The sequence below is a fragment of the Sphingobium aromaticiconvertens genome (genome assembly GCF_037154075.1).
GTDB lineage: Bacteria > Pseudomonadota > Alphaproteobacteria > Sphingomonadales > Sphingomonadaceae > Sphingobium > Sphingobium aromaticiconvertens.
Genome location: NZ_JBANRJ010000001.1, coordinates 4108301 through 4128206, shown reverse-complemented (window position 1 = coordinate 4128206; position 19906 = coordinate 4108301). Strand labels below are relative to the sequence as shown.

The 19906-nt window shown below is 60.6% G+C and carries 19 protein-coding genes and 1 tRNA gene; 7 read left to right on the top strand and 13 right to left on the bottom strand.

Annotated features, from left to right (window positions below; translation table 11 throughout):
* Window positions 1-7: 7 nt before the first annotated feature.
* The 5 genes from WFR25_RS19905 to WFR25_RS19885 all read right to left on the bottom strand — a co-directional run bounded on the left by WFR25_RS19905 (window position 8) and on the right by WFR25_RS19885 (window position 4330).
* Complete coding sequence (locus tag WFR25_RS19905) at window positions 8-154, bottom strand: hypothetical protein (protein ID WP_336973074.1); 147 nt, start codon at window positions 152-154, stop codon at window positions 8-10.
* 251 nt (window positions 155-405) lie between these two features.
* Complete coding sequence (locus WFR25_RS19900) at window positions 406-1254, bottom strand: glycosyltransferase (protein ID WP_336973073.1); 849 nt, start codon at window positions 1252-1254, stop codon at window positions 406-408.
* A gap of 12 nt (window positions 1255-1266) precedes the next feature.
* Window positions 1267-2541 (bottom strand): ammonium transporter, encoded by a 1275-nt coding sequence (locus WFR25_RS19895; protein WP_336973072.1) that lies wholly within the window; start codon window positions 2539-2541, stop codon window positions 1267-1269.
* A gap of 95 nt (window positions 2542-2636) precedes the next feature.
* Window positions 2637-3299: a pentapeptide repeat-containing protein gene (locus tag WFR25_RS19890; RefSeq protein WP_336973071.1), complete on the bottom strand. Its 663-nt coding sequence runs from the start codon at window positions 3297-3299 to the stop codon at window positions 2637-2639.
* A gap of 32 nt (window positions 3300-3331) precedes the next feature.
* The gene (locus WFR25_RS19885; RefSeq protein WP_336973070.1) at window positions 3332-4330 is read right to left on the bottom strand and encodes a 2-hydroxyacid dehydrogenase; all 999 of its coding nucleotides are present in this window, start codon (window positions 4328-4330) and stop codon (window positions 3332-3334) included.
* 154 nt (window positions 4331-4484) lie between these two features.
* Between WFR25_RS19885 and WFR25_RS19880 the strand changes: the two genes are divergently transcribed.
* Window positions 4485-4970: an SH3 domain-containing protein gene (locus tag WFR25_RS19880; RefSeq protein ID WP_336973069.1), complete on the top strand. Its 486-nt coding sequence runs from the start codon at window positions 4485-4487 to the stop codon at window positions 4968-4970.
* A gap of 71 nt (window positions 4971-5041) precedes the next feature.
* Here WFR25_RS19880 and eda read toward each other — a convergent pair whose 3' ends face one another.
* The 4 genes from eda to zwf are packed head-to-tail and all read right to left on the bottom strand — an operon-like array spanning window position 5042 to window position 9949.
* Complete coding sequence (gene eda / locus WFR25_RS19875; RefSeq protein WP_336973068.1) at window positions 5042-5659, bottom strand: bifunctional 4-hydroxy-2-oxoglutarate aldolase/2-dehydro-3-deoxy-phosphogluconate aldolase; 618 nt, start codon at window positions 5657-5659, stop codon at window positions 5042-5044.
* Window positions 5656-6624, bottom strand: coding sequence for a glucokinase (gene glk / locus WFR25_RS19870; RefSeq protein ID WP_336973067.1), 969 nt, complete (start codon window positions 6622-6624; stop codon window positions 5656-5658). The genes eda and glk overlap by 4 nt, the downstream gene beginning before the upstream one ends.
* A gap of 51 nt (window positions 6625-6675) precedes the next feature.
* Window positions 6676-8502, bottom strand: a complete 1827-nt coding sequence (gene edd, locus WFR25_RS19865; protein WP_336973066.1) for a phosphogluconate dehydratase — start codon at window positions 8500-8502, stop codon at window positions 6676-6678.
* A complete protein-coding gene (zwf, locus tag WFR25_RS19860; protein WP_336973065.1) occupies window positions 8495-9949 on the bottom strand; it encodes a glucose-6-phosphate dehydrogenase in 1455 nt (484 codons plus the stop codon). Before zwf ends, edd begins: the two co-directional genes overlap by 8 nt.
* A 196-nt stretch (window positions 9950-10145) precedes the next feature.
* Between zwf and WFR25_RS19855 the strand changes: the two genes are divergently transcribed.
* Window positions 10146-10230 (top strand) — tRNA-Leu (locus WFR25_RS19855).
* 120 nt (window positions 10231-10350) lie between these two features.
* Here the strand turns inward: WFR25_RS19855 and trxC are convergent.
* Entirely contained in the window at window positions 10351-10806 is a 456-nt protein-coding gene (gene trxC, locus WFR25_RS19850) for a thioredoxin TrxC (protein ID WP_336973064.1), read from the bottom strand.
* Between the two features lie 144 nt (window positions 10807-10950).
* Window positions 10951-11379, bottom strand: a complete 429-nt coding sequence (locus WFR25_RS19845) for a hypothetical protein (RefSeq protein ID WP_336973063.1) — start codon at window positions 11377-11379, stop codon at window positions 10951-10953.
* A 120-nt stretch (window positions 11380-11499) separates the two neighbouring features.
* Between WFR25_RS19845 and WFR25_RS19840 the strand changes: the two genes are divergently transcribed.
* Window positions 11500-12738, top strand: a complete 1239-nt coding sequence (locus WFR25_RS19840) for a cyclopropane-fatty-acyl-phospholipid synthase family protein (protein ID WP_336973062.1) — start codon at window positions 11500-11502, stop codon at window positions 12736-12738.
* 46 nt (window positions 12739-12784) lie between these two features.
* Here the strand turns inward: WFR25_RS19840 and WFR25_RS19835 are convergent, their stop codons facing one another.
* Entirely contained in the window at window positions 12785-14926 is a 2142-nt protein-coding gene (locus tag WFR25_RS19835) for a TonB-dependent siderophore receptor (protein WP_336973061.1), read from the bottom strand.
* A gap of 521 nt (window positions 14927-15447) precedes the next feature.
* On the opposite strand from WFR25_RS19835, the gene WFR25_RS19830 reads away from it, so the two are divergent.
* The 4 genes from WFR25_RS19830 (at window position 15448) to WFR25_RS26670 (ending at window position 19133) form a co-directional block, all read left to right on the top strand.
* The gene (locus WFR25_RS19830) at window positions 15448-16695 is read left to right on the top strand and encodes an MFS transporter (RefSeq protein WP_336973059.1); all 1248 of its coding nucleotides are present in this window, start codon (window positions 15448-15450) and stop codon (window positions 16693-16695) included.
* Between the two features lie 1067 nt (window positions 16696-17762).
* Complete coding sequence (locus WFR25_RS19825; protein ID WP_336973057.1) at window positions 17763-18065, top strand: type II toxin-antitoxin system HigB family toxin; 303 nt, start codon at window positions 17763-17765, stop codon at window positions 18063-18065.
* A 12-nt stretch (window positions 18066-18077) separates the two neighbouring features.
* Window positions 18078-18446, top strand: a complete 369-nt coding sequence (locus tag WFR25_RS19820) for a helix-turn-helix domain-containing protein (protein ID WP_336973055.1) — start codon at window positions 18078-18080, stop codon at window positions 18444-18446.
* A gap of 537 nt (window positions 18447-18983) precedes the next feature.
* On the top strand, window positions 18984-19133 hold the full coding sequence (locus WFR25_RS26670; RefSeq protein ID WP_419723172.1) for a type II toxin -antitoxin system TacA 1-like antitoxin: 150 nt from the start codon (window positions 18984-18986) through the stop codon (window positions 19131-19133).
* Between the two features lie 113 nt (window positions 19134-19246).
* On the opposite strand, the gene WFR25_RS19810 is transcribed toward WFR25_RS26670, so the two are convergent.
* Window positions 19247-19855, bottom strand: a complete 609-nt coding sequence (locus WFR25_RS19810) for a flavodoxin family protein (RefSeq protein WP_336973052.1) — start codon at window positions 19853-19855, stop codon at window positions 19247-19249.
* Window positions 19856-19906: the final 51 nt, after the last annotated feature.

Sequence of the window (19906 nt, the reverse complement as noted above, 5' to 3'; positions counted from 1 at the left end):
GCTTGGGTTAAAAGACTATACTGAGGCCTGCAATGGTCATCAGAAGCAGGGCAATCGGACCGGCAATCCGGGATACTTTCCTGATGACTGGCTCAAGCGGATGCTCGGCATCGTGCGAGCTGGGCGGAATCGATGTGGCAAGGTCAATCATCATGGCTGTCCTCTCGACTGAACGTCGGTTTTGCACCGATCGTCGTCAAACTTGTATCTTGCATTAACAAAATAAACAATCGGAGAGCCGCAAGTTTCCATAGTTATTTTGTACGTTGCGCGACATGTCGACGAAAATTGTGCGACGCATTATGCCGGTCAGTGGATCGATTTTCATAATCCAGCCAATGCGAAAGCCTATTGTTTCGTCACCGTTCAAGGATCGATCTGGCTCAAAATTGTGCGTCGGCGTCATCAGCGGAGGAGGGTATTTATCCGTGCCAATGCTCTGCGATCGAACCACCCGATCACGCCAGGCCGGGGTGAAAGCTGGTCGAGCCACGCCGGATAGAGGTCAGTTAGCCGCTCTGGCAGTCCTGTTGGGCCCTCTTTCGCCATGATATCGGAGATGATTCGGTTCTGGAAGAAACGGACCGAATAATTGACCATGCGTCGATATTGCATCGACCAGCTTGCCGGATGCAGCAGGCTGACCGGATCGCAGAGGAATCCCGCCTCTTCACAGGCGATCACCCGCTCGCGCGACCAATGGGCATCGGTCTGCAGGTTGGTATGCGCCCAGGCGGCGACCAGCCCATCATCACCGATCAGATCCGTGGGCAGCCGAAGTCGTTGCGCGCGGATCGCCGAGAGGAATGAGCCGGACAGTGCGTAAAGATCGCCGAACAGTCCCCGTTCTTCGCGCAGGCTCTGGCGATATTGGTCGGCCTGCCGCCCGTTGAGGGGCATGCCTGCGGCTGCATTGACGGAGGGATCTGCCTCCAGCGCAGCAATCAGCGCGTCGACAGATCCGGGCGCGATGCGGGCGTCGCCATCAAGAAAGATGACGGCACTCTCCCGGCCCGTCAGAAGGGTGTGGACCATATGGTTCCAGGTGCGCGACTTGCCGCCGGGATGAAGGTCATGGATGACGACATGGGGGCGGCCGCCTGCGGCTGCCTTTGCCCGCGCGCCGGTCTGATCGGTCGACCCATTGATGAGGACGTGGAAAACCGTGTCCGGCCGGTCAAGCGGCAAGGACGCAAGGCAGGCAGCTATCCGCTGCTCCTCCTGATGGGCGAAGATGGCGACTGCCTGTCCCATGGCCGGAGCGCTCTAACGAAAGTCCCAGCCCGGCTGGCCATGATGGGCGCTGTCCAATCCTTCCTCCTCCTCTATCTCGCCCGCGCGCAGGGGCACGACAATGGATATGGTCAGCGCTAATATGGCGGCGCCCAGCATCGACCATAGGGCAACAGTCGCAACGGCGATGCCTTGTGTCAGCAGCAGGCCGGTCAGATTGATACCGGGATCAAAGCCCACGCCACCCAGGCGGGGCAGGGTGAAAGGGACCAGCAACAGCATGCCGAGCAGTCCGCCGATGCCGTGAATGGCGAAGACAGCGGCGCTGTCGTCAATGCGGCTTGCCGCGAGCAACTGTACGACCATGCGGCAGACAAGCGCGGCGATCAGGCCGATCAGCATCGCGCCGCCCGTACCAACGAGCGCGGCGCTTGCCGAAATCGCGACCAGCCCGGCCATTGCGCCAGAGGCGATGCCCGTAGCACTGGTGCGGCCCGTGAACAGGCGGTCGAGCAGCCCCCAGGCGAGCGCCGACGAGCAGGCGGCAAAATGGGTGTTGAGAATGGCGCTGGCGGCATCGTCTGTCGCGCCCAGCGCCCAGCCGCCGATAATCCCGAACCAGCCGATCCAGACCAGCCCCGATCCGACGACCGATAACAGGTTGGCATGGGGGTGGCGCGTCGCATCCTGGCGACGCCCGCCGATCAGGACGAGTGCAAGCGCCGAGAAGCCGGCGGTCATATGGAGGGTCAACCCGCCAGCGAAATCCATCGCGCCGATCTGCGCCAGCCAACCGCCGCCCCAGGTCCAATGGGCAACCGGTGCATAGACGAGCAAAACCCAAAGAGGCGCGAATGTCATCGTCCACCCCAGCCGTGCCCGTCCGGCCAGCGCGCCACCGATCAGGCAGGTAGCCGAGATGGCAAGGCTCATCTGAAACAGGACAAAGGCCGATTCAGGTACGGTCAGCCCGTCGCGCAGTACCGCCAGATTGGCGAGCATCAGATTGGCGCTGCCACCAAGCCAATTGCCACCCGGCGCATAGGCAAGGCTGTATCCCGCAATAGCCCAGGCCAGCGACGCACCCGCCGCAATCCCGGCCCCCTGCGTCGCGACCGAAAGCGCGTTGCGGGCATTGACCAGTCCCGCATGACGCAGCGCAAGACCCGGAATGGCGGCCAGCATAACCAGCAGCGCACACATAATCATCCAGCCGGTATCGCCACTGTCGGCAACCGCGACCTGCGCTTGCGCTGTTTGCGGCAAAGCGAGGAGGGGCAGGGCAAGAAGAGTTATCAAGAGGCGCATGCATGGTCCCGATTAAAGGGCTTTGCAGCGATATTAGCTGCTATAGGGTAAAAACTTCGATAAGCGCGGCACTTTGGGTAAGGGGCACTGGACGATCAGGAGACTTTGAGGCCCAGTTCGCCCAGCAATTGTCCCGCCTGTGCCCGTGAAATGGTCGCGCCGCGGAAAAGCCGCGCGTCGATGAGCCGCAAGCCACCCAGATCCGCGCCGCGCAGGTCCGCATCCTCGAACCGACAATCCACCATATGCGCGTCGCGCAGGCTGCAATCGTCGAACTGCGTCGCACGGAAATCGCATTTGCGCAGGTCCGCTTGACTGAAATCGACCTTGTTGAGGGTGCGTTTGCGAAAGGAAAAGCCCGGCAACTTAGCGCTGATGAGCAGCGTTTCCGAGAAACCCACGTCCATCGCGCGCGCGTCTGACAGATCGGCGCCGGTCAGCTTACAGCGCAGGAAGGAGGTGGAGGTCAGGATCGACCGGCGAAACACTGCATTGTTGAAGTCGCTCGACTGGAACAAGGACTCGCTGAGGTCCGCACCGGAAAAATTGGCGAATGCGCCCCGACAGGTGAGCCAGCGGCTCTGGTCGATCCGCGCGCCTGTCAGTGTGGCGCGACGCAGATCGCATCGTTCGAACGTCCAGCCGGTCATTTGCAGTTGCGGCAGGTCCACGGATTCAAGGTCGCAGTCGGACAGATGACACGGAGACGGATCGGCGGCCAGCGCTTCGATGTCGGCGCGGGTCAGGGCCTTGCCCATGATGGATCGGCCCGATGCGATGTCCGGGTCGGTCAGACCCAGTCCTCCAGCACCTGGTTGGGTGGGCGGTGGCCATCCACCCAACTGCGGATATTGGCGATGACGCGCGCGCCGGTGGCGTCGCGGCCCTCGAACGTCGCCGACCCCATATGCGGCAGAAGGACGACGTTGGAGAGGGCGAGCAGGCGGGAGTCTATGGCCGGTTCGCGCGCATAGACATCAAGTCCCGCACCCGCGATCCGGCCTTCGGCAAGGGCTGCGATCAGAGCGCTTTCTTCCGTGACTTCCGCGCGGGAGGTATTGATGAGATAGGCGTCAGGGCGCATCAGCGCGATCCGCCGGGCGTCCATCATGCCCCGGCTGTCGGCGTTGAGCGGCGCGTGAATCGAGATGATGTCGCTGGACGCAAGCATGACGTCGAGATCGGCTTCCCATCGCGCGTCCAGCTCTGCCTCGACTTCCAGCGGCAGGCGGTGGCGATTATGATAGGCGACCGAGAGGCCGAATGCGCGGGCGCGCCGCGCGACGGCGCGGCCGATGCGGCCCATGCCGACAATGCCCAGCCGTTTGCCCCCGATCCGGTGGCCCAACATCCCCGATGGACTCCAGCCGGTCCATGTTCCCGACCGGACCAACTTTTCCCCTTCGGCAAGGCGTCGTGGCACCGACAGGATCAGCGCCATGGTCATGTCGGCCGTATCTTCGGTCAGGACGCCGGGCGTATTGGTGACGATGATTCCCTTAGCCCGCGCGGCGGACAGGTCGATATGATCGACCCCCGCGCCAAAGCTGGCGATCAGTTGTAACCGTTCGGGTGCGCCCTGGATGAGAGCCGCGTCGATCTGATCGCTGACGGCGGGGACCAGCACGTCGCACCGGGCCATGGCACGAGCGAGGGCGGTGCGGTCCATCGGCACATCGCCGACGTTGAAGCCGGTGTCGAACAGTTCCGCCATCCGCGCCTCCACGCTCGGCGGTAGCCGACGGGTGACGATAACCCTGGGCTTGGCGGGACGCGGTTTCTTGGCCATGTCATGGCCGCTATTCCCCGCAAGGGCGGCAGTCAACTCTTATGCCGCGCGATATTGTCCCATGGCAGGCCATGTGCCTGCAAAGAGAGCGGTTGTCGCCGGCAGGCAAAGGGCGCTAATGTCGAAATGCAGGGATTAAGGGAAGTCTGACAGAATGAAGCGAAGGTTGCTGGGACTGGGCGCCGTGACGGCCGCCGTCTTTGCCCCGCTGTTGGCCGCTGGGCCGCTTGTCGCCCAGACGGGTCGACCGGTGCCCTATTGGGCGTCGATTTCAGAAAATGAAGCGCGGATGCGCGTTGGGCCTAGCCTCGACTATCCATCCAACTGGATTTACCGCCGCCGCGATTTGCCGGTGAAGGTCGTGCAGGTGCTGGGTCTGTGGCGGAAGGTCGAGGATTCGGATGGGGCGCAAGGCTGGATGCACGTTCGCCTGCTCAGTGACACGGCGACGGGCATCGTCACGGCAGAGATCGCGCCGATGAAGGAAGCGCCGGGCGATGACGCACGCAATCTCTTCCGGGCAGAGAAGGGCGTTGTAGGTCGCCTGTCGTCCTGCGCCAAGGGTTGGTGCGCGTTCGATGTGCACGGTCAAAAGGGTTTCGTTCGCGCCGAGGATGTTTGGGGCGGCACGAGCAAATAGGCGTATCGGGTACTCGCTGCGCTCGCTACCCACCCCCGGCCCCTCCCTTGAAAGGGAGGGGGGAATCAAGGTCAGCCCCGGAGCGCTGCGGCGGCGCGTGCCAGCGCTTCGATCTTGTCGGGATCAACCGGTCCCTTGGGCACGATCCAGCTACCGCCAACGCATTTGATGAAGGATTCAGCGAGCCAGCGGGGCGCGCTCTCCGCCGTGATGCCGCCGGTGGGGCAGAAGCGGGCGGTATGCAGCGGAGCGGCCAACGCCTTGAGCGCAGGCAAGCCACCCGATGTTTCGGCTGGGAAGAATTTGAAATGGGTCAGCCCCATGTCCATACCGCGCATGATGTCGCCCGCCGTGGCCGTGCCCGGCAGGAAGGGGATGTTGGCGGCGATCGCGGCCTTGCCCAGCGGCTTGGTAAGGCCGGGGCTGACAATGAAGCGCGCGCCTGCCTCCAGCGCCTGATCGAGCTGCTTGGGGTTGAGGACGGTGCCCGCGCCAACGACGGCGCCCTCGACCTTGGCCATTTCGCGCATCACATCCAGCGCGGCCGGGGTCCGCATCGTCACTTCCAGCGCGGGCAGGCCACCCTTTACCAGCGCCTGCGCGATCGGGATCGCATCCTCGACCCGATCGACCACCAGCACTGGAATTACCGGCGCCAGTTCCATTACCTGTTCGACCGTCAAGGTCATGCTGTCTTCTCCCGATAGGCTGCGGCCGCTCCATAGAGGCCGATTTCGTCATGGACCGCCAGGCGGATCGGCACCTGAGCCATCAGGCTTTGGAACCGTCCCTTGGCGGTGAAGCGTTCGTGAAAACCGCTTTGCAGCAGAAAGTCGCGCATCCGCTGGGTCAGGCCACCTGCAAGGACCACGGTATGCGGCCCCTGCGCCAACGCCAGATCACCAGCGACCGACCCGTAGCTGAGGCAGAAACGCTCCAGCACCGTGCGCGCAAAGGGTTCGTTGCCGTCCAGCGCGGTCTGCCACAATTCGGCGTCGTCCATCAGCACGACCCGCTCATGGCCAATCGTCGCCATCGCCTTGTACAGATTGTTGAGGCCGGGGCCGGAGACGATCCGCTCGGTCGATACGCGCAGGAACTTGTCGCGCAGATAGTCAAGGATCTTGCCTTCCAGCGCGTCGAGCGGCGCCCAGTCGAGATGCCCGCCTTCCGTCGCGATGGCGTGTGGAACGCCATCGTCATAGGCAATCATCGCCACGCCAAGGCCCGTGCCCGGCCCCAAAATGGTGACGCCGCCATCGCGCGGGAAAGGGTGGTCCTCCCCGAAGAGCAGCGGCAGATTATCTCGCGGCAGACGGGAAACGGCATGCGCCACCGCCTCGAAATCATTGACCAGCTTCAACTGATCGACGCCCAAGTCTTCGTCCAACGTCTCAGGGCGGATCATCCAGCTCGAATTGGTGAGCTTGATGACCTCCCTCCCGATGGCGGTGGCGAAGGCGATCGAGGCGGCGCGTGGCAAATCGCCTCCCTCATCCTGCCTGAAGGCCGCCCAGCAGGCCTGAAGGCTGGCATAGTCCGCGACCTTATATTTGCGAACGGTCCCCAATGTGGGAACGCCCTGCGCATCCAGCGTGGCCCGTGCGAAGCGGGCATTGGTTCCGCCGATGTCGGCGGCGATGATATCGGTCATGAATGGCATCCGCTCGATTATGTCACGTCGTTTCTGGGCGAACGGCTGGCGCTACAGTTCCGTTTCCATCGCGGCGAGGATGGGCGAGGCGCCGGCTTCGGCCAGGTCGCTATGATGGCGGAACAGGGCGAACAACTCGCGGCCGGTGTCATAGGGCGGGGGCGGGGCGGCGGGAATGTCGCGCGCGTCCCATGTCGCCGGATCGACCAGCGCGTCGACGGTGCCCTTTTCCGCGCAGACCCGGACCAGGTCGCCTTCGCGCAGCTTGCCGATCGGTCCGCCGCCCAGTGCTTCGGGGGACAGGTGGATGGCTGCGGGCACCTTGCCGGACGCGCCCGACATGCGGCCATCGGTCAGCAGCGCGACCTTGAAGCCCTTGTCCTGCAACACGCCCAGCGCCGGGGTCAGCTTGTGCAGTTCCGGCATGCCGTTGGCGCGTGGCCCCTGAAAGCGGACGACGACGACGACATCGCGCTCCAGTTCGCCCGCCTTGAAGGCGCGCAGCACATCGTCCTGATCCTGGAAGATCGCGGCAGGCGCTTCGATCGTCCAGAGCGCGGGATCGACGGCGCTGACCTTCATGATGCAGCGGCCCAGATTGCCCGCGAGCAGTCGCATGCCGCCATCGGCGCTGAACGGGTTGGATACCGGACGCAGCATCGTGTCGTCGCGGGAAGCAGGAACGTCGCGCCATTGCAGCGCCTCATCCTCCCACACCGGTTCCTTGCCATAGTCGGTCAGGTCCCGGCGCGCGACGGTCATGATGTCGCGATGCAGCAGGCCGTTATCCAGCAATTCCCGGATGATCCAGGCCATCCCTCCCGCCGCGTGAAAATGGTTCACGTCGCCAGAGCCATTGGGATAGACGCGCGCCAGCAGCGGCACCACGTCCGACAATTCGGCGAAATCGGTCCAGTCGATGCTGATGCCCGCAGCCCGCGCGATGGCGGGCAGGTGAATGGCATGGTTGGTCGATCCGCCGGTCGCCATCAGGCCGATGGCGGCGTTGACGATCGCCTTTTCATCGATGCAATGGCCCAGCGGGCGATAATCACCACCAGCCCAACCAATGTCCGCCATGCGATGCACCGCCGCGCGGGTCAGTTCGCCGCGCAGCTTCGTGCCCGGATTGACGAAGGCGGCGCCCGGCATGTGCAGGCCCATCACTTCCATCATCATCTGGTTTGAATTGGCCGTGCCATAAAAGGTACAGGTGCCTGCGCCATGGTAAGAGGCGCTTTCCGATTCCAGCAATTCTTCCTTGCCGACTTTTCCTTCGGCAAAGAGCTGGCGGATGCGGACCTTTTCCTTGTTGGCGAGGCCCGACGGCATCGGGCCAGCGGGGATCAGGATCGTGGGCAGATGGCCAAAGCGCAGCGCGCCCATCAGCAGCCCCGGCACGATCTTGTCGCAGATGCCGAGCATCAGATTGCCCTCGAACATCGCGTGACTGAGCGAGACGGCGGTGGAGAGGGCGATGGTGTCGCGGGAAAAGAGTGACAGGTCCATGCCCGACTGCCCCTGGGTCACGCCGTCGCACATGGCGGGCACGCCGCCCGCCACCTGCGCCGTCGCGCCGACTTCGCGGGCGGCCAGCTTGATCTGTTCGGGATAGCGGCCATAGGGCTGATGCGCCGACAGCATGTCGTTATAGGCGGTGATGATGCCGATGTTCATCGCGCTGCCGGTGCGGATGGCGGCCTTGTCCTCGCCGCTCGCGGCAAAGCCGTGCGCCAGATTGCCGCAGGACAGTTGATCGCGGTTGGTGCCCGCGTCCCGGCCACGCTCAATCAGGTCCAGATACTGGCGGCGGCGGGGCGCGCTGCGCTCCACGATGCGCTGTGTCACCTTTTCGATGACGGGGTGAAGATCAGTCATGCCAACTTGCTCCGTCGCGTTCGATCAGGGCAATGGCCGAAGACGGTCCCCAGTTCCCAGAGGCATAGGAAACGGGCTTCACGCCGGCTTCCTTCCAGCCGTCGATGATCGAATCGATCCAGGCCCATTGCGCTTCTACCTCGTCGCGGCGCACGAACAGGGTCTGGTCGCCTGCCAGCAAATCCAGCAGCAGCCGTTCGTAGGCAATGCGACGGCGCTGCCCGGCAAAAGCTGCCGTCAACGATACGTCCAGGCTGACCTCTTCCAATTGCACCTGTCGTTCAAGGCCGGGGCGCTTGCTCATTATGAGCAGGCGGATATTTTCTTCCGGTTGCAGGCGGATGATGAGGGTGTTGGGTTCCAGCCCCCCGGCACGGCCGAAGATGCTGTGACGCACCGGTTTGAACTGGATCATGATTTCCGACTGGCGGCTGGGCATCCGCTTGCCCGTCCGCAGGTAGAAGGGCACGCCCTGCCAGCGCCAGTTGTCGATATGCGCCTTCAGCGCCACGAAGGTTTCGGTGTCGGACGGCCTGCCAAGTTCGTCCGCATAGCCGGTGACGATCTGTCCCTGCACCGCGCCGGGCGTATATTGGCCGCGCACGCTGCAGTTTTTCACGTCCTCTGCGCTCATCGGTCGCAACGATCGCAAGACCTTCACCTTCTCGTCGCGCACGGCGGTCGGGTCCAGACGGGCGGGCGGCTCCATTGCGATGATGGAGAGGATCTGGAGCACATGATTCTGCACCATGTCGCGCAGCGCGCCCACGCCATCATAATAAGAGACGCGGCCTTCCAGCCCGACCGTCTCGCCCACGGTGATCTGGACATGGTCGATCGCGGCGGCATTCCACAGCGGTTCGAACAACATATTGCCGAAACGCAGCGCCAACAGGTTCTGGACCGTCTCCTTGCCCAGATAATGGTCGACGCGGAAAATCTGTTCCTCGGCGAACAATGCGCCGATGCCGTCATTGACATCTTTTGAGGAGGCAAGATCCTTGCCGATCGGCTTTTCCATGGCGATCCGGGTTTTGGGACCGATCAGTCCGGCATCGGCCAACCCCTGCGCTGTCGGCGCGAACAGTGATGGCGGGGTAGAGAGATAGACCGATACACCCATTTCCATGCGGCCATCCAGCCGTGCGGCCAGCGCCTTGAACTGCTTTGCATTGCCCGCCTCGACCGGCTGGTAGAGAATCATCGCTCGCAATTGCTTGGCGATCTTCGCGTCATAATGATCGGCGGACAGGAATTTGCGGAGCGCCGTGCAAACATCGTCGCGGAATGCATCGTCGGTCATATCCGTCCGCCCGGAAGCGACGATCAGAAAGTCATTGGGCAGCAGGCCGTCAGCCAGCAGATTATAGAGCGAGGGAAACAGCATCCGGCTGGCAAGGTCGCCGGTGGCGCCGAACAGAATGAGCGTGGCAGATGGTTCGGTCAAAAGGGCGTCCTCTTACCGTTAGAATTGAAATCCCCTGCACGAGATGACGCATTCTATAGCGGCAACGGCTTGTCCTGCAACTGCTTGTATCGGGCAAAAGTGCAATCATGCATGCGGAAAGGCGTTTCAGACGAAAAGGGGCTGGACGGGACGGGTGGATTTTGCCATGCGCTTGGCCCCGATGAAGGGCGCCTGTGCGGGCGTGGTGAAACTGGTAGACGCGCCGGACTCAAAATCCGGTTCCGAAAGGAGTGTCGGTTCGATTCCGACCGCCCGCACCATTATTTGATTGGCCCTCAAGCGCCGGCGGCGACATCCTTCGCCTTGGCTTTTCTCGCATTAACTCGGGCGGCCGTTCGGCCTTGCGAACCCTGTCGGGTTCGATCTCATGCCTCATTCTGTTAATGCGCGGCTGTCGCTCCGCGCGCCCAATCCACGATCGCGCGTTCCGGCATGGCGCCTGACTGTCGGGCAATCTCTCGACCGTTCTGAAACAGGATCAGGGTTGGGATCGAGCGAATTCCGTACCGGCCCGCAATCACGCTTTCAGCCTCGGTATCGAGCTTGCCCAAACGCATGGCTGGTTCGAGTTGGCGGGCCGCGGCGGCGAAAGCGGGGGCCATCTGACGGCATGGTCCGCACCAGGGTGCCCAGAAATCGACCAGCATGGGTATGTTGGCCAACCTGGCATGGGCATCGAAGTTCGCGGCAGTGAGCGTGATCGGCTCTCCGGCGAACAAAGGCTTCTTGCATCGCCCACAGGCGCCGCCAGCATTCAGTTTCTCGCGTGGAACACGATTGGCGGTCGCGCAGGACGGGCAGGTCACGATCAGCGCGTCGGTGGTTGCGGTTGTCATTCCTGGCCTTCCAAATCTCGTCCCTCAACATCATAGCCGGGTCAGATCGGCTCCGCGACTAAAGCCATATCATCGCATAAAGGGCGATGTAAGCCGAGGCTCAGGCCTCTACACGCTCGGGGACCTCCGTCTCAGTTGCCGTTTTTAGCAGCGGCGCCAGATTAGGGGAATAAGTGGAGTAGAGAGGCAGGAGACCAGCGCCGATGGCTGGCGCCTTCTCACCGTTCCGGCCGCGAACAAGGGATGGGAGGAAGAAATCGCGTAGCGCTGAGCAATAAACCAGGGCATGGCGATACCGAAACCGAGAAAGCCTTCGCGTTGCCCCTCGGGCACGGTGGCAAGTTGCTCAGCGGTGAAGGATTTTACAGTGCGAATGACATCATGCGGACTGGGAAACTCAGAGGGCATGCTTTGGCACGCCATGACTTGCCCATCAAAATCAAGCAGTACGCAGGTTAGCCGGTCCCGGCCAATTTCGACGCCGACCGTGCAGCCGCTGCCGCCATTCGCTATTATGGGATTGGCAGAACCATATTTTCGTTCACCTCCAGGGATGGCTTCATTGACCTCCACGGCTCTGTCAGGACACGGGCGGGACACATCGACAAGCCTGTGAAACATGGCGGCGGATGACGCGGAGAACATGGGGAGGCTGCGCTCGACGGACTTTGGTATTCGATATACCATCGCGCCATGTGGATGCTTGATGCGCTTTTGCGCCGGCTCATACGCAAGGGATCGCTTACCGTCATTGATGCTGGCGGACGGCGGTATGTCTATGGCGATCAAAATCGTTTTCAAAAGGCCGTCACAATCCGGTTTACCGATCGGGCGACCCCATATCGGGCAGCGCTCGATCCTGCGCTGGAAATGGGTGAGGCCTATATGGATGGGCGGCTGGTGATCGATGAAGGCGATATCCGCCTGTTTCTCGATCTCGTCGGGCAAAATGCGCGGTGGGACGATGATGACGCCGCCGCTCTTCGCTTATGGCGACCCTGGCGCCACAATCTATGGCTTGCGTCGTGGAACTGGAAGCGCCGTTCACGGCGGAACGTCGCGCATCATTATGATCTGTTACACCAACTCTACACGCTCTTTCTCGACGACGACCTCCAATATAGCTGCGGCTACTTTCCGCAACCGCGCACCGATCTGAACGAGGCACAGGCAGCCAAGAAAGCGCATATCGCGGCCAAGCTCGATTTGCGGCCGGGCCAGTGCGTGCTGGACATTGGCTGTGGATGGGGAGGGTTGGCGATATACCTGCATCAGATCGCCGATGTTGACGTGCTGGGGATCACCTTGTCCCAGGAACAACTTGGCGTTGCCCGGTCTCGCGCAGCGGAAGCAGGGGTTTCGGATCGGGTCCGCTTTGAACTGCGCGACTATCGGGCCGTCAGCGGTCCGTTCGACAGGATCGTCTCGGTCGGGATGTTCGAACATGTCGGGCCGGCACATTATCGAACATTCTTCAAACACTGCCGCAGCCTGCTGACGCCTGACGGAGTGCTGCTGTTGCATACGATCGCCCGCGCGGATGGGCCTGCACCGACCGATCGCTGGCTTGCTCGCCATATCTTTCCAGGCGGTTACGTGCCGGCTCTCAGCCAGATTGCGCCTGCGGTCGAACACGCACGGCTATGGATCACTGATATGGAGGTTCTGCGCCTCCATTACGCCTATACGTTGTCGCACTGGTATGATCGCGCAAATAGGTCGCGCGAAGAAATCGTCGCCCTGTATGACGAGCGCTTCTTTCGCATGTGGCAATTCTATCTGGCGGGCGCTCTCGTTGCATTCCGGCATGACGGGCATCTCAATCTTCAGATTCAGTTGACCCGCAGCCGAGAAGCACTTCCCATCACGCGCGATTATATGGCTCGGTCGGAAAGAGCGTTGCGGAGTGCGTCACGTTTTCAATCAGATTGACCCCAAGCTCGCCGAGCCTGGGGTCAGCCTTCAGAGGGAGGATTGTTTAGAATGCGTATTTCATCGTCACTCGCGCATTCCTCGGTTCGCCATAGACGAAACCGGGGAACCAGCTGTTGCCGCTGAAAAAGCGCTGATCGAAGAGATTGTCGACGTTAAGCTGCAGCGACAGCGCCACGCTCAGGTCATAGCGCGCCATGACATTGGCGATGGCATAATCGGGCTGGCCGATGCGCTGTTCCGTCCCCGTACCGGGGTTCACGGCCGTAACCGGCGGCTGGCTTTCCCATTTCAACCCACCGCCAAAGCTCAGTCCGTCGAGCGTCCCGGTAAAGGCATATTTGGTTGCGACGTTGAATGCCCTGCGCGGTTGATGGCTGAGCACGTCTGCGCCATCGGCATCCTTCGCGCTATAATCGCTCCAGCCGGCGCTGACGTCCCATTGCGGGGTGATTTTGCCGACGACTTCGAGTTCATAGCCCTTGGCGACGGTTCCTTTTGCGCCGCGATAGGCCTGAAGCGTGGTGCCGGGTATAAACCCATCGGGAACCGCCAGATTATCCTGCTCGATGCGATAGACGGAGAGCGTCGCAAGCAATTTGCCGTCGAGCAGCAGGGCTTTCAAACCAGCTTCATAGTTCGTGCCCTCCAGCGGATTGAGCAAGCGGTTCTCGCTGTCGCGCAGGTTACCCTGCGGCTTGAAAATATTGGTGTAGCTTGCATAGACGGAGAGGTTGCGCGTGATGTCATAGACCAGCCCGACATAGGGCGTGATCTGGCCCTTGTACGACAATCTGTAGGCGGAGGACGTATAGGCAGCTTCCCGCTCGTTGCGCTTGTAATAGCTCAGACGTCCGCCCCCGATGAGCTTCAGCCCGTCGAGTAGGCTGATCCGCGTCGTGGCATAAAGGGCCGCCTGGGTAGTATTGCCGACATCCGACAACGTATAGCGATCCCCCCATTCCGGTTCGGCCAGCGTGCCGTCCCAGTGATTGAAATCGCCGACGGGGTCGATGGAAATGGGATCGCGATTGGTCCAGCCGCTATCAAGGTAGCTTGCCATGGCGCCGATGGACAAATCATGCTGGCCACCCAGCATGGAGAAAGTGCCATTGGCCTGGACGCTGCCGTGCCATTGTTCGGGATCGGTCTTGTACCAATAGCCCAGGCTGGTCACACCAGCGCCGGTCACCCGGTCGGGCAGGCCGTCAAGCCACAGAAGTTTCGAATTTTCCAGCCCCTTGTGATAACCTAAATCCGCGCGAATGTGCCAGTCTCCGCCCAATTCATGCTTTAGAGTGGTGAAGGCCGTAATTTCCGTGGTGTTCCAGAAGCCCCAGCTCGTGCCCGTGGTCTTGGAGCGTGGCCAGTTGGTGCGCGTGCCATCGCTAAACCAATAGGGAAGCTGCGCCCACATGACCCCGTCGCGCTCGTCGCGCTGATAGCTTGCGCCAAAGGACACTGTCGTGCGTTCGCCAAGATCGGCGTCGATTACGCCATAGAGAATCAAGCCCTTCTTTTCTTCCAGATCCACAAAGCTGTCCTGTCGATAGACCTGGGCCACGGTGCGGGCGCGCACGGTCCCTGCGGCATTGAGAGGCGATTGAATATCCAGGGTCGCCGCGACGCGGTTCCAGGAACCCGCCTCCAGCTTGGCATAGCCTGAGAATTCCCGTTCGGTCGCATGTTTGCGGATCAGATTCACGACCGCCGATGGATCACCGGCCCCCTGCATCAGGCCCGCGGCGCCGCGCACGAGGTCGACGCGTTCGTACAGCGCGGTACTTGTTTCGCCAAAGCCGACATTGCCGTTTGCGAAGGGGGCTCCATCAAGCTGGAAATTCGAAACCTCAAAACCACGGGCGGATATCGCACTGCGCCCGCGATCTATATCTTTCTTGGAAATGCCGACGGTAAAATCGAGCGCGTCATTGATTGATATGAGTGCCTGATCGTCGATCTGCTGGCGTGTTATGACGCTGATCGTCTGCGGCGTTTCCAGCGGTGTGAGGGGAAGCCCCGTCGCGGCGGTGGGCTGGTCGGTTCGGCCATAGCCGGTAACGACGATCATATCCCCCGGTCCATCATTCGACACCATCGGCTGCTTGTCTTGCTGTGCATGAACCAATGTCGGCGCCCACAACCATGCCGAACCCGTCAGCAGCCAACGAAATGAACGACGCATCATTTTCCCCCTTAGATATTTTCGGCTTTGATGACGCGCCATTAATGCGACTAACTCGCAGTTGCAAGGATGGTGGCTTCATAGTTTAAAGTTCGGGAAACAAAAGGGGCCAGGGGCAAGCGGAGGAGAGTCCCACGGCCACATGCCGTTTTTCTGCCAGAAATAGCCATCCCCGGTTCCCGATTATCATCATCGACCTTGGATCGATGTAATCAGATATTGGTTGAATTGGTCGGCTTGAACACGGTATTTGACACATTGGGCCGGAAATAGCTTTGCCGTCATATCCCGGTTCCGCTTCGCTACATTTTCACTCGAACGTGGCTGCGAACATGATCCGCTAGATCAACAACCGGTCCACTCAGAGGAGGCAGATCACAGTTGAGGACAATAGCGCGAACCGACACCCTGTTTCCTCAGCCAGACGTTCAGGAGGAACTGACGATAGCTCATGCCAGTTCCGTTCACTTCAGGAGGGCGTAATCAAGAGCGACATCGAAAGCCCGGCGATATCACGCGCCTCCATGGTAATAGCTGCGCTTTCGACCGTCGTGGAGTGGTACGATTTCACCCTGTACCTTTACCTGGTGACGGTCCTGTCGCGGGTGTTCTTCGCAAGCAGCGAGGTTTCGGTTCTGTCGACGCTCGCCGGCTTCGCGGTTGCCTATCTGATGCGTCCGATCGGAGCGATCGTGTTCGGGCACATAGGCGACCGGTATGGGCGGCGCAGGACGATGCTTGCGTCGATGTCGATCATGACTGCAGCCATGCTGGCGACGGCACTCTTGCCGACCGAGGCGCAGATCGGTTCGATCGCAGGTGCGTTGCTCCTTCTGCTCCGTTGCATAATGGGCTTCTCGGTTGGGGGGGAGTATACCGGCGTTGTGGCCTATCTGCTGGAGGGCGCGCCCGATAACCGCCGCGGACTGATTACCTCGCTCGCCGCCGCAGCGAGCGAAGTCGGAGCGTTGCTCGCGGCCGGTGTCTCTGCTCTGACAGTCAGCATGTTGAGCAACGCGGCATTGATTGATTGGGGGTGGCGCGTTCCCTTCCTGTTGGGTGCGGTACTTGCTGGCGGCGTGCTCATCGCGCGCGCCAGAATGCAGGAATCTCCGGAGTTCGACCGCCAGCGTGAGCGTGGTTCGGTTCCGCTTCGTCCGCTGCAATATGCTCTTCGCCATCATCGCAGGGGTATCGCCTATGGCTTTGCCATATCTGCGTTGGGTTCCATCACTTACTATGTCGGGATCACCTATGTTCCCGTCTACTTGACCTCGGTCGGTGCACTGGGAGAAGCGGATGCACTCTGGCTCGCCACCCTTGCGGCGGCGGTCGTGGTTCTTGTCACTCCGGTGATGGGCGCACTGGCCGACAGAGTCGGTCGCAAGCCGGTCATGCTCGGGCTCGCGCTTGCCAGTGCGGTATTGCCGATGACCCTGTTCACCTTGCTTGCCGGCGCATCGCTTTCGCTAGCCTTCGGTGGGGCTGTCATTCTCGCTGCCGTTGGCGGTGGGGTCAGTGCTGTCGGCGCCGTTACAGCGGCCGAGCAGTTTCCCGGTGAGGGTCGCCTTAGTGGATTGGCCTTTGGTGCCACCACCGCCACAGCGGTGTTCGGCGGCCTTGCGCCCTATGTCGCGCACCTGTTGCTCAAGTCAACAGACTGGGCGCCAGTCCCTGGGGCTATGATCGCGATCGTTGCGCTTTGCGTGCTGCCGCTATTGTTTAGGATGCCTGAAACACTGCCAGGCCGGGCTGCATCGCCAGTAAGATAGCATGTCCGCTGGCCGCGGCACGAACTTCCAAACTGACGAGTCAGTGGCTCCGAAGGGCAGAATCCAGGGAAACCTTGAAATCGGATTTGAAATTTACGACTTGGCAAAAATATCAGTAAAATCAGTTGCTTGAACCAATTTTCGACGAGGGCCGATTTGGTCTATCTGATACTTTTCAACCGAACGGCAGAAAGTTGCCGTGTTTTGATTGGTAGAAAGTGGCTCCCCTAATGCGATACATTTCGAACTATTTCAGAATACCCACCATAGAAAGTCGTCAATTGGTCGCGCGCTATCGCGCCGCATTTGCGAACGCAGCGTCCTAAAAAAGCAAACATAAGATTGAAATCTGGCGTGCCGTATCTTGCAATGGTACGTCAAATTTTGTTATTCAGAGAGGAAGCGAACTCATATAGCCTTGGCTTGTCCGGCAAGGTTGTACTTTAAACATGCATAAGCGTTTGGTATGATAGCGGCAGTTCAAGATATCATAGATATCCTGTGGCACGGTCCGCTTTCAGCCAAGCAGCCCTGCGGGGCGGGATCGGCAGTTCAGGACTCCTGATGGAGCCTGTGGCACATCCGTTCCCGAACCGCAGACAGCATGCCTCGTTCGTTCATCCAGTTCACATGTTCAAAGAGCAGGTCACGAGCCCGGATGCGCTAGAAACCTGGACCATTTGATCGGACCGGCAGTTCAGAACCCCGAGGGGTCTGTGGCACATCCGGCCTCTTCATCTGATCCAACACCGTCATGCAGCAGCGTGATTCGCGGCGCAAGGGGTAGGGCACTGAAGTGCCGATTGTGCAGATTCCGGCCCTTTTAGGCCGTATTTGGTACATATGTTCGGGGTCGGTAGTTCCCCCCAGCAATTTTCCGATTGAGCCAGTAAGTGACGTATTGCAGGATCGGGTAGTGTCTCAGTTGGAATTTGGCCTGGGGCGTTAGCGGACGAACGCGGCTCTGATCTGCTCAGCTCGAATTGACGCTATGACGTCGGCTTGCCCGATTCCCGTTTTGGGAACTTTGGCTTGATTCCCATGGTGGGAACTGGCATGGAATGCCCATGAGGATCATCGCACGGAACAAGCTGGTGGCCTTCTGGGCCAGGCATCCGGAGACACAGGCGTCCTTGGTACATTGGTATTCCATCGCCGATGCAGCGGAGTGGAAGAATGGCAATGCGGTTATGGCGTCGTTCCCCAAGGCCAAGGTTCTGAATGGGGAGAGGGTTCGTTTCGAGGTGGCGGGTGGAGACTATCGCCTGATCGTATCTTTCCATTACGGCCTGAAAACCGGGTGGATAAAGTTCATCGGCACGCATGCCGAATATGATCGTGTCGACGCCCTGACCGTCGATCAATTCTGAAGGGTATTGGAAATGGACATTCGCCCCATCAAGAACGAAGAAGATCACGCCGCCGCGTTGGAGGATATAAAGGGTCTTTGGAGCGCCGCCGAAGGGACTCCGGAATATGATCGGCTCGCCGTCATGATCACTCTCGTTCATGATTATGAGGAACGCCGCTGGCCGATCGGCAAGGATCTCGATCCGGTGCAGGCCATCGAAGCGGCCATGGAGGCTGAGGGTCGTACCCAGTCCGATCTTGCGGATCTGATCGGCAAGAGCCGTGCAACTGAAATCCTCCGCCGCAGGCGCCCTTTGACGCTCAGCATGATCCGGAAGCTCAACAAGGCATGGCATATCCCGGCCGAGCGGCTGGTTCAGGAATATGAACTGCATGCCTGACCTGCGCATCTCCTCGCTGAAATGGGCGAGTGAAGGAGTGAATGCGGATATCAACTGAGATAGGCGCTTGCCGAAAGGCTGCCGCGCTATCCGACCGTAACCGCCGTGCTGATCGGTCGATATGGAGGCCGTAGCCTGTGCCAGCTCCGAATCATTCCTCTGACGCAGAGGCCGCTCACGCTATATCTGCCGATGGCGTCGGCGCTGCCGCCCGGAGCATGATGGCAATCGCCGTGGAGAGATCATAAGATTCGCGACAGCACGATCTGAGCTTGTAACTGCCTTCGGATTGGCGCGATCCTGAAGTCCCTGCCATTCTCCGAGAAGTGAGGAGATAAAGTGTCGGCACAACCGTGCGAGGCTCGATCGACCCTTCCAAGACGTTCAGCGGCGTAATTTGCATTCTCGGGAGCGGTTGTATGGACATTGCCGTGGTAATTCGACAAACGCGGGCAAGGAGTTAGCGATATCGCACGGCAAGCCCGTTCGGATCGAAGCGCCTCTGCGCATAAAGACGATGTCATCCAGATCAGAGCTGTGGCCGAGCTCAAGGCGATCCTAGATCAGCACACTTTCTTTCTGGATGCTGAGCAACACGAGCAGTTTCTTGCCACGCTCGATTCGCCGCCCGTCCCGCCGTCGCAGCTCGAAAGGCTCATGAAGCGCGAGCTGCTCTGGAATCGATGATCGGACGGTCTGCTCGATTCCATGTCGACACCCCCCATTGGCCGTCGTGTGGAGTCCGCGCACCGCCCCGGAAACGATATTTCCACAAAACCTGTCGGCGTCGCGCATTTAGCTCAATTGGGATAGGGGCTGGACTTGAGCAGACCCGCGAGATGGGCGGCGTTGCCAGCAACCATCCTGGCGGTCTTCGTAACCATTTTCGGTGTGTCTTTCAGATCTTTGAAGTCGGTCGATCCCATCGCTTCTCCGACCCAATAGCAGGCCGCCACCGCCGGTATGGTCCAGCCCACATCGTTCAGCGCCTGGAACAACTGGGCCGAGGAGAAATGTGCGCCATCTTCATTGCCGACGATCGCAGCGACCGCCACCTTGCCATAGCTTGGCATCCGGCCTTGATCATCGGTCTCCGAGAGGAAGGCGTCCATTCGCTCCAGCACGCGCTTCGCGACGCTGCTGATCTGTCCCATCCAGATCGGGCCGCCGAAAATCAATATGTCGTGAGCGAGGATCTTCTCCCGAAGCGAAGGCCATTCGTCGCCGTTGCCTTCGTCGGAGGTCACGCCGGGCTTGATGTCGAGCGCGGTGACCCGAACGGTCTCGCTCAACGTCACCTGTTTCTCGTCGAGTGCCTTTTTGAGCACCGCGATCATGGCGTCGGTCGAGCTGTCCTCGCCTTTGTCAGCCTTAAGGGTGCAGTTGAGCGCCAGGGCCTTGAGCGACATCGATCATCTCCTTTCGGGTTTCGGCTGACGCAAAAATGCGATCATCCGTTT

Bases quoted from the DNA above. Each gene is read 5' to 3' on its own strand.
- trxC (WP_336973064.1), bottom strand. From the start codon at position 10,806: ATGACAACCGCAACCACCGACGCGCTGATCGTGACCTGCCCGTCCTGC.
- WFR25_RS19835 (WP_336973061.1), bottom strand. From the start codon at position 14,926: ATGATGCGTCGTTCATTTCGTTGGCTGCTGACGGGTTCGGCATGGTTG.
- WFR25_RS19830 (WP_336973059.1), top strand. From the start codon at position 15,448: ATGGTAATAGCTGCGCTTTCGACCGTCGTGGAGTGGTACGATTTCACC.
- WFR25_RS19820 (WP_336973055.1), top strand. From the start codon at position 18,078: ATGGACATTCGCCCCATCAAGAACGAAGAAGATCACGCCGCCGCGTTG.
- WFR25_RS19900 (WP_336973073.1), bottom strand. From the start codon at position 1,254: ATGGGACAGGCAGTCGCCATCTTCGCCCATCAGGAGGAGCAGCGGATA.
- eda (WP_336973068.1), bottom strand. From the start codon at position 5,659: ATGACCTTGACGGTCGAACAGGTAATGGAACTGGCGCCGGTAATTCCA.
- WFR25_RS19885 (WP_336973070.1), bottom strand. From the start codon at position 4,330: ATGGCCAAGAAACCGCGTCCCGCCAAGCCCAGGGTTATCGTCACCCGT.
- WFR25_RS19890 (WP_336973071.1), bottom strand. From the start codon at position 3,299: ATGGGCAAGGCCCTGACCCGCGCCGACATCGAAGCGCTGGCCGCCGAT.
- WFR25_RS19810 (WP_336973052.1), bottom strand. From the start codon at position 19,855: ATGTCGCTCAAGGCCCTGGCGCTCAACTGCACCCTTAAGGCTGACAAA.
- edd (WP_336973066.1), bottom strand. From the start codon at position 8,502: ATGACTGATCTTCACCCCGTCATCGAAAAGGTGACACAGCGCATCGTG.
- WFR25_RS19825 (WP_336973057.1), top strand. From the start codon at position 17,763: ATGAGGATCATCGCACGGAACAAGCTGGTGGCCTTCTGGGCCAGGCAT.
- glk (WP_336973067.1), bottom strand. From the start codon at position 6,624: ATGACCGATATCATCGCCGCCGACATCGGCGGAACCAATGCCCGCTTC.
- WFR25_RS19880 (WP_336973069.1), top strand. From the start codon at position 4,485: ATGAAGCGAAGGTTGCTGGGACTGGGCGCCGTGACGGCCGCCGTCTTT.
- WFR25_RS19895 (WP_336973072.1), bottom strand. From the start codon at position 2,541: ATGCGCCTCTTGATAACTCTTCTTGCCCTGCCCCTCCTCGCTTTGCCG.
- WFR25_RS19905 (WP_336973074.1), bottom strand. From the start codon at position 154: ATGATGATTGACCTTGCCACATCGATTCCGCCCAGCTCGCACGATGCC.
- WFR25_RS19840 (WP_336973062.1), top strand. From the start codon at position 11,500: ATGTGGATGCTTGATGCGCTTTTGCGCCGGCTCATACGCAAGGGATCG.